Origin of the sequence: Burkholderia sp. Tr-20390, assembly GCF_017104595.1 — a bacterium.
In the GTDB taxonomy this organism is placed as follows: Bacteria; Pseudomonadota; Gammaproteobacteria; order Burkholderiales; family Burkholderiaceae; genus Burkholderia.
The window spans coordinates 1-8,832 of sequence record NZ_JAAGPC010000262.1 but is presented as its reverse complement, the minus strand read 5'-3'; the positions used below and the strand labels follow the sequence as shown (position 1 = coordinate 8,832).

Annotated in this window: 7 protein-coding genes and 1 pseudogene; 3 read left to right on the top strand and 5 right to left on the bottom strand. The window is 69.2% G+C overall.

Features of this window, described 5'->3' with window-relative positions:
• The 3 genes and pseudogenes from G3N98_RS36550 to G3N98_RS36540 all read left to right on the top strand — a co-directional run.
• A pseudogene (locus G3N98_RS36550) lies at positions 1 to 611 on the top strand (lactate utilization protein C); the annotation flags it as partial.
• Entirely contained in the window at positions 608 to 2,053 is a 1,446-nt protein-coding gene (locus G3N98_RS36545; RefSeq protein ID WP_206150845.1) for a LutB/LldF family L-lactate oxidation iron-sulfur protein, read from the top strand. The pseudogene G3N98_RS36550 and the gene G3N98_RS36545, both read left to right, overlap by 4 nt.
• Positions 2,054 to 2,103: 50 nt before the next feature.
• A complete protein-coding gene (locus tag G3N98_RS36540; protein WP_206150844.1) occupies positions 2,104 to 3,816 on the top strand; it encodes a lactate permease LctP family transporter in 1,713 nt (570 codons plus the stop codon).
• Positions 3,817 to 3,916: 100 nt separating this feature from the next.
• On the opposite strand, the gene G3N98_RS36535 is transcribed toward G3N98_RS36540, so the two are convergent.
• From G3N98_RS36535 to G3N98_RS36515, 5 genes are all read right to left on the bottom strand, one after another.
• Positions 3,917 to 4,678 (bottom strand): M48 family metallopeptidase, encoded by a 762-nt coding sequence (locus G3N98_RS36535; protein ID WP_089446404.1) that lies wholly within the window; start codon positions 4,676 to 4,678, stop codon positions 3,917 to 3,919.
• Positions 4,679 to 4,874: 196 nt separating this feature from the next.
• Positions 4,875 to 5,657 carry a glycosyltransferase family 2 protein gene (locus G3N98_RS36530; protein WP_069248854.1) on the bottom strand — a complete coding sequence of 261 codons (783 nt, stop codon included), beginning with the start codon at positions 5,655 to 5,657 and terminating at the stop codon, positions 4,875 to 4,877.
• A 125-nt stretch (positions 5,658 to 5,782) separates the two neighbouring features.
• Positions 5,783 to 7,081 (bottom strand): endoribonuclease L-PSP, encoded by a 1,299-nt coding sequence (locus G3N98_RS36525; RefSeq protein ID WP_206150843.1) that lies wholly within the window; start codon positions 7,079 to 7,081, stop codon positions 5,783 to 5,785.
• A gap of 87 nt (positions 7,082 to 7,168) precedes the next feature.
• Positions 7,169 to 7,885 (bottom strand): 3-oxoacyl-ACP reductase FabG, encoded by a 717-nt coding sequence (gene fabG / locus G3N98_RS36520; RefSeq protein WP_206150842.1) that lies wholly within the window; start codon positions 7,883 to 7,885, stop codon positions 7,169 to 7,171.
• Between the two features lie 111 nt (positions 7,886 to 7,996).
• Positions 7,997 to 8,257, bottom strand: a complete 261-nt coding sequence (locus tag G3N98_RS36515; protein WP_039360173.1) for a phosphopantetheine-binding protein — start codon at positions 8,255 to 8,257, stop codon at positions 7,997 to 7,999.
• Positions 8,258 to 8,832 lie beyond the last annotated feature (575 nt).

Genomic DNA, 8,832 nt, shown 5'->3' with positions numbered 1-8,832 from the left:
AGGGGCCCAACGACGCGCGCCAACTGGGCCCAAGGCTGCAGCCGGCGGTCGCCGCGGCGGACGCGGACGGCTGGGCGGCGGCCGGCGACGCATGACCCGTGAAGCTCGCCGAGCGGCTCGCCGAGGCCGGCGTGCGCGGCGTGCTGCTCGACCCGGCCCGCGCCGAATCCGCGGCGCTCGCCCGCGCGCTGCCCGACACGGTCGTGCCGGTGCCGTTCGACCGGCCGATCGACGCATGGAAGACCGAACTGTTCGACACGATCGACGCGGGCTTCACCGTTGCGCGCTCGGGCATCGCGGCCACCGGCACCGTCGTGCTCGCACCCGATGCCGGCACGCCGCGCACGGTGTCGCTGGTGCCTCCGCTGCATGTCGCGCTCGTCCATGCGAACACGCTGCACCCCGACCTGCACGCGGCCGTGCACGCTGAGCGCTGGCACGCCGGCATGCCGACCAACCTCGTGCTGGTATCGGGCCCGTCGAAGACGTCCGACATCCAGCAGACGCTCGCCTATGGCGCGCACGGCCCGCGCCGCCTGTGGGTCGTGATCGTCACCGAGACGGCCGCCGCCGGCCCGGCCGCCACCGCCAGCGAGGACCGCCCCCAATGAGCGACCACACCGTGCAATTCGTCGCCCCCGGCGACTTCAAGGCCCGCGCGCGCGCCGCGCTCGGCGATCCCGCGCTGCGCACGAGCTTTCGCGGCGCGATGGACTTCCTGCAAGGCAAGCGCGCGACGCAGTTTCCCGACGACGCGGAGCTGCAACAGTTGCGCGACCTAGGCGAAGCCGTGCGACAGCACGCGCTCGCGCAATTGCCCGCACTGCTCGAACGACTGGAAACGAAGCTCACCGAAGCCGGCGTGCACGTGCACTGGGCCGAGACGGCCGCCGACGCGAACGCGATCGTGCTCGGCATCGCGCAGGCGAAGAAGGCCCGCCGCGTGATCAAGGGCAAGTCGATGGCGAGCGAGGAAATCGAGCTGAACCACGCCCTCGCGGAGCACGGCGTCGACTGCATCGAATCCGACATGGGCGAATTCATCGTGCAGCTCGCGGGCGAGAAGCCGTCGCATATCGTGATGCCGGCGATCCACAAGACGCGCGGCGACATCGCCGAGCTGTTCGAGGCGCACATCCCCGGCACGCGCTACACCGAGGACGTCGACGAGCTGATCCAGACCGGCCGGCGCGCGTTGCGCCGCGCGTTCGCCGAGGCGGACATCGGCCTGTCCGGCGTGAACTTCGCGGCGGCCGACACGGGCACGCTGTGGCTGGTCGAGAACGAAGGCAACGGCCGCCTGTCGACGACGGTGCCCGACACGCACGTCGCGATCATGGGGATCGAGAAGGTCGTCGAGAAGCTCGAGCACATCGTGCCGCTGTCGAGCCTGCTCACGCGCTCGGCCACCGGCCAGGCGATCACGACCTACTTCAACCTGATCTCGGGCCCGCGCCGCGACGGCGAACGCGACGGCCCGCGCGAGCTGCATCTCGTGCTGCTCGACAACGGCCGCACGCAGGCCTACGCGGACGAGCAGTTGCGCGCGACGCTGCAGTGCATCCGCTGCGGCGCGTGCATGAACCACTGCCCCGTCTACACACGCATCGGTGGCCACGCATACGGCACGACCTACCCGGGCCCGATCGGCAAGATCATCTCGCCGCACCTGCTCGGCCTCGACGCGACGGCCGACCTGCCGACCGCATCGACGCTGTGCGGCGCCTGCGGCGAGGTATGCCCGGTGCGGATTCCGATCCCGCAGCTGCTCGTGCGGCTGCGCACCGAGGCGAACCGCAAGCCCGACGAGCCCGTCGCGCATCCGCTGCGCGGCCAGGGCGCGAACTACAACCGCGCGGAAGACCTCGTGTGGCGCTTCTGGTCGGGGGCGTTCGCGCATCCGCGCGCGTACCGCGCGTTCCGCTGGACCGCGACGCGGCTGCGTGCGCTGACGCCGGCAAAACAGATGGGCTGGACGCAGCACCGCACGCCGCTCGAACCGGCGCCGCGCAGCCTGTCCGACCTGCTGCGCGCACGCGGCCAGCCCGAATAGCCGTTTCGTTTCTCAAGCCGTATCGACAAAAACCTATGGAGGAGACATCCATGCAAGCCTGGCATCAGATCTACACGCCGCTCGGCAGCCTCGGGCTGTCGGCGTTCGTCGCCGCAATCCCGATCATCTTCTTTTTCGTCGCGCTGGCCGCGCTGCGGCTCAAGGGCCACGTCGCCGCGGCGATCACGCTGCTGCTGTCGCTCGGCGTCGCGATCCTCGCGTACGGGATGCCCGTGCCGCAGGCGCTCGCGGCGGCCGGCTTCGGCTTCGCGTACGGCATCTGGCCGATCGCGTGGATCATCGTCGCGGCCGTGTTCCTGTACAAGATCGTCGTGAAGACCGGCCAGTTCGACATCATTCGCGCGTCCGTGCTGTCGATCACCGACGACCAGCGCCTGCAGATGCTGCTGATCGGCTTCTCGTTCGGCGCATTCCTCGAAGGCGCGGCCGGCTTCGGCGCGCCCGTGGCGATCACGGCGGCGCTGCTCGTCGGCCTCGGCTTCAAGCCGCTGCACGCGGCAGGACTGTGCCTGATTGCAAACACCGCGCCGGTCGCGTTCGGCGCGATGGGCATTCCGATCATCGTCGCCGGGCAGGTGACGGGCATCGATCCGTTCCATATCGGCGCGATGGCCGGCCGCCAGTTGCCGCTGCTGTCGCTCGCGGTGCCGTTCTGGCTCGTGTTCATGATGGACGGGCTGCGCGGCGTGCGGCAGACCTGGCCGGCGGCGCTCGTCGCGGGCGGCAGCTTCGCGGTGACGCAATACTTCACGTCGAACCACATCGGGCCCGAGCTGCCGGACATCACGTCGTCGCTCGTCAGCCTCGTCGCGCTCGCCGCGTTCCTGAAGGTGTGGCAGCCGCGCACCGCGAAACAGACGGCCGGCGGCCTCGTCGCGTCGGGCGGCGGCGCCGCGCTCGCGGGCTTCGGCGGCGCGGGCTCGCGCAACGGCTTCGGCACCGGCACGAGCCGGCAGGCGTCGCCGTACAAGCTCGCGCAGACCGTGCGCGCGTGGTCGCCGTTCCTGATCCTGACGGCCGTCGTCACGGTATGGAGCATCGCGCCGTTCAAGGCGCTGTTCGCCGCGCACGGCGCGCTCGCGTCGACCGTGCTGAAGTTCCATGTGGCGGGGCTCGACCAGCTCGTCGTGAAAACCGCGCCGATCGCCGTGACGCCGAAGGCGCTCGACGCGGTGCTGAAGATCGATCTCGTGTCGGCGGTGGGCAGCGCGATCTTCGTGACCGCGCTGATCTCGATGGCGCTGCTGCGGATGAAGCCGCGCGACGCGCTCGTCACGTTCGGCGAGACGCTGAAGGAACTGACGCGCCCGATCCTGTCGATCGGCCTCGTGCTGGCGTTTGCGTTCGTCGCGAACTATTCGGGGATGTCGTCGACGCTCGCGCTGATGCTGGCCGCGACCGGCGCCGCGTTCCCGTTCTTCTCGCCGTTCCTCGGCTGGCTCGGCGTGTTCCTGACGGGCTCCGACACGTCGTCGAACGCGCTGTTCTGTTCGCTGCAGCAGGCCACGGCCCATCAGCTCGGCGTGCCCGAGACGCTCGCAGTGGCCGCGAACACGACGGGCGGCGTGACCGCGAAGATGATCTCGCCGCAGTCGATCGCGGTCGCCTGCGCGGCGACGGGCCTCGTCGGCAAGGAGTCGGAGCTGTTCCGCTTCACGGTGCGGCACAGCCTGCTGTTCGCGGTGATCGTCGGATTGATCACGCTCGCGCAGGCGTACGTGCTGCCGGGGATGGTGCCGTAAGCGGCGCCCGCCCCAAAAACAAAACCCCACGCCCGGAAGAGCGTGGGGTTTTTCATGTCGCCGGTTGATCGCCCGCCGCGGCAGGCGACCGGTTGCGCGATCAGCTGCCCTTCGCGATGCGATCCTCGATGTGCTGCGCGCGGCTCGCCGACGACGGGTGCGAATCCATCATCGAGCTCTTGCCGCCGTCGAGCTTCGCCAGCTTCTGGAATGCGGTGACGAGGCCCTTCTGGTTCATGCCCTTCTGCTTCATCAGGTCGAACGAGTAGTCGTCGGCCGCGCTTTCCTGCGTCTGCGAGAACTGCGCATTGATGAACTTCTCGGTGATGTCGCCGAGCTGCGAGCTCGTCAGTGCCGCCACGCCCGGCGATGCCGCGCCGGCCGCGGTGCGCGCCGCGCTGACCGCGTAGGCCGTCTGCATCGCCTTCTTCGAGTGCCCCAGGGCGACGTGGCCCATTTCATGGCCGATCACGCCGCGCAGCTCGTCGTCGTTCATCTGGTCCATCAGGCCGCTGTACACGCGCACGCAGCCGTTGCCCATCGCCCACGCGTTGACGTCCTTGGTCATGTAGACCTTGTAGTTGATCTTCTGGCCGTTCAGCGTCATGTCGCCGAAGCCCTTCATCACCTTCGTCAGGCGCTTCGCATACGCGCTGTTCGCCGGCGCGATCTTCGATTCGGCATCGCTCGCCTTGCACGAGTCGTTCGACAGTGCGGCGATGTCGCTGTCCGACAGCGTCGCTGCCTTGTACAGGCTGGTCCCCGCCGACGTCAGGCTGTTCGCGTCAAGGCTCTGCACCCCGCCGCACGCGCTCAACAGAAACGCCACGCCACACGCTGCCACCGCTTTCTTGAGTTGCATCCCGGAATCCCTCGATAGTTGTATTTGGGAGCGGCGATTTTGCATAATCCGGCAGAAAATTACCAGATGTTTACATCAGATGACACGTTGATTACTCAACGAACAGGAACGAAGCGGCGCGTCGGCACGGGATTGACGACGGAAAACGGAGCAATCGCCGCAACCGGGCGACGACCGGAACGGGAAACGGGCAGGCTCAGGCCGTCTGGTCGTGGCGTCGCGTCAGCCGCCGCGCGACCAGCATCGGCAGCCGCACCGCGAAGCCGGTGAACAGGCGCAGGTGCATCCACGCGAGCAGCGCGTTGTCGCGGCCGTAATGGAAGTGCGAGACGCCGCCCTCGTGGCGGCCGAAATAGCGCACCGGCGCGTCGATGCGGATCGGCCGCACGCCGGCCCAGCACAGCCGCACGGCCGCCTCGGGATCGAAGTCGAAGCCGCGCATCCACGGCTGGCGGCGCATGATCGCGGCCAGCGGCGCGACCGGATACACGCGAAACCCGTACAGCGAATCGCCGATCCCGGCCCACAACGTCTCGAGGTCGGCCCACGCGTTCGACAGGCGGCGCCCCTGCACGCGCAACTGCGGCGCGCTCGCGTCGAACTTCGGCACGCCCAGCACCATCGCGTCGGGCGCGGCCTGCGACGCGGCCATGAACGCGGGAATCAGGTCGGCCGGATGCTGGCCGTCGGAATCCATCGTCAACACATGCGTGAAGCCGCTCGCGGCCGCCGCGTCGAGCCCGGCGAGCACCGCGGCGCCCTTGCCGCGGTTCTCCGGCAGCACGATCACGCGCAGCCCCGGGTCGCGCTCGGCCATCGCCTGCAGCCGTTCGGCGCTGCCGTCGGTGCTGCCGTCGACGACGACCCACACCGGATTCCACTGCGCGCGGGCATTGCGCACGGTCGTGTCGACCTTGGCACCCGGGTTGTAGCTCGGAATCAGGACGAGATGGGTGGACGAGGCGTGCAGCTTGGACATGGAAACGGCCGATTGCGAAGACGGGGATCCTGACAAAAGTTTATGACTTGCCGGCGACCGTCGGCAGGCTTCGTCGACGTCGCCCACGCGTGGGGCCGGTTGCTCGATCGTGAGGTTTTCCCGCTTCATGACAACCATGCCTCCTCATGACCCGCGCTGGCCTCGATCTCGACCAGCAGGTCGTCGCGGCACACGTCCGCATGGACGACGAGCGGCCGCACGCCGGGGCCGGCCGCCTCGCGCAGCACGCGCTCGATCGCGGCCAGCGCCGCGGCATCGCCGGCGTCGCGCACGTAGACGCGATAGCTCAGGTCGGCGAGCGAGAACGGGCCGTGCCCCTGGCGCGCGGCCTGCTCGAGCACGGCCGCGAGGTTCGCGACCGTCTCGCGCGTTTGCGCGACGACGTCGCCGTGATGCACGGTGCGGTGCCCGACGATGCTCGCGGTGCCCGACACGAACAGCACCGGCGCGGCATCGCGTTGCGACCACGCGGCGGCACGCGCGAACGTCGGCGCACGCGGGCCGTACTGCGCCGGATAGTGATACGCGCTGACCTGGCGCGGGTTCTCGACCGGATCGGCCGGCGTGCGGCTCGCGAGGAAATGGATCGCGAGCGGCGCGGCCGGCGATGCATCGCCCGCGACCGGCACGACCGAGCCGAGCGCGCATGCGGCCGGCACGCCGCCCGTCAGCGCGCGGCGGCACGCATCGAACGCGTGCTGGCGGCCGATATTGAACTGACGATAGCGCTCGATCCCGAACTGCACCGCGTTGATCGCCGGCACGGTATTCCAGATGCGCAGCGGATGCGGCATGCCGAGCGAATCGAGCACGTCGAACAGCGCGCGGTACGCGTCGTGGGTCGCGCGTTCGAGCGGGGTGCCGCCGTCGTGCGATTCGTTCGCCTCACGTGCTGCTTCGTGCACGACGATGCTGCCGAACACGAGGCCCGCCGTTTCGCTGTACCGATAGTGCAGCGCGCCGCGCCGTTCGCTGCGCAGGTCGCGCGCATGGCATTGCCAGATTTCGCAGACGGCGTCGTCCGGCGCGATGCCGGCGCCGAGCAGCGTCATCGGCACCGGGGCGACCGGCAAGTCGGGCACGACATCGGCCAGCATCCGTGCCGCCGCGTCCGCTCGCGATTCGGCGTGCGATGCCTCGCCAGCGCCAATGCACACCGCACCCAACGCGCCGGGAAACGCGCGCTCGAATCCATCGCCACGACCACGCGCATCGTGCAGCAACGCGGCGAGCCGCGCATGGCTCATCCGGACGAGCCGCAGTGCGCGGCCGCCGCCATGCGCGAGCGCTTCGCCTGATCGCGATGCGACCGGCCCGGCCGCCGTCTGCCCGCGCACGACGGGCGCGGTGGAGGACGACAGGGAACACGGGCGCCGTTCGGCGTCGACTGGATGCACGGACACTTCGATTTCCTCACTATGCGGCGCAGGCCGCGCAACCTCGCGGCCTGCGCCGCGTTGCGTTACGTCACGCCGACGCTGCGCGCTTCGTCAGGCGAGCCCGCCGTTGACGGACAGCACCTGCCCCGTCACATAGGCCGCGGCGTCGGACACCAGATACGCGACCATCGCCGCGACTTCGTCGGGCCGGCCCGCACGCTGCGCGGGCACGAGCTGCTTGATGCGTTCGGCGGGAAACGCATGCTCGGCCATCGGCGATTCGATGATGCCGGGCGCAACCGCGTTCACGGTGATGCCGCGCGACGCGAGCTCCAGCGACAGCGACTTCGTCGCGCCGATCAGCCCCGCCTTCGCGGCCGCGTAGTTGACCTGCCCGCGATTGCCGGTCACGCCGGCCACTGACGCGATGTTGACGATCCGTCCGCGCCGCGTGCGGATCATCGGCAACAGCAGCGGCTGCGTGACGTTGAAGAAGCCGTTGAGCGTCACGTCGAGCACGCTGTGCCATTGCCGGCGCGACATGCCGGCCAGCGGCGCATCGTCGTGAATGCCGGCGTTGTTGACGAGGATCTGCACCGGCGCATCGTCGATGAACGGCTGCAGCGCGGCGAGCGTCGCATCGGCGTCGGTCACGTCGAACGCGATCGCGTGCGCGGTGCCGCCGGCCGCGACGATCTGCTGCGCGACCGCCTCCGCCTGCGCGAGATGGCGGTTCGCATGCACCCACACTTCGTGGCCAGCCTGCGCGAGCGCCGTGCAGATCGCCTGCCCGAGTGCGCCGCTGCCGCCCGTCACGAGAGCCCACATCGAATTGCTCCGTTCATCGCGTTCCCCCTCGATCGACGCGGCCGCGTATCGTCTGCCTATCGCGGCCGCCTGCTGTCATCATCTGCGCGTCGCGCCCGTGGCGCGACACCGTCACTTCGTGCGGTGCGCGGCGACGTACGCCGCCAGTGCACCGAGCGTCGCAAAGATCTTCTGGTTGTCCGGATTGTCCGAACGCAGCTCGAAGCCGTATTTCTTCGAGATCAGCAGTGCGATTTCCAGGATGTCGATGGAGTCGAGCCCGAAACCCTCGCCATACAGCGGGGTCTCGGCCGTCACTGTTTCGAGCGTGACGTCTTCGAGATTCAGTTCGCCGATGATCAGCGTGGCGAGCTCTTGTTCCAGTGCGTTCATCATGCGTGCGGGCAGGCGGCCCGTGGCAGCGGAAGGTGCCCGGAAACGGCTGTCGCCGTGCACGCCCGGCGCGTGCGCATCTCCGTCCCTCCGGCGTCTGCCGGCTTCCCCGCCTGCTTTATTGGGGGATTGTTTGTAAAAGTTACGCGGATTCTAGACGAACGGGTATCGGGCCGTATACCGCCAATGGTTACAGACTGGCGAGCCGGCTCCGCAGCCCGTTTCAGGACCCGAATGCATGAGACGCTTGAGCCGCTTTGGATGGAAATGGACCGACCCCGCGAAACCGTTCGTCCCGCGCCATACAATCGGTTACAAAACCCGTTCGCGCCCGCCCCGAACACGCGGTGCCGCGGCCCTAAAATGAGCGTGCCCGACCACCGGCCCGGACCCGCGTCCCGGCCGCCATTCATATGATGTTTGACGGCCCGACCACCACGTCCGGCCACGATCCGCCCGATGTCGCCAGTCATGCCGCGCCCGTCCTTCCGCTCCGTTCCGGTTCGCCCGTCCGCCCGCTGCCGCCCGGCCGCCGGGCATGCGTTCGCGCGCCGTGTGCGCGGAGGCCGCCGATA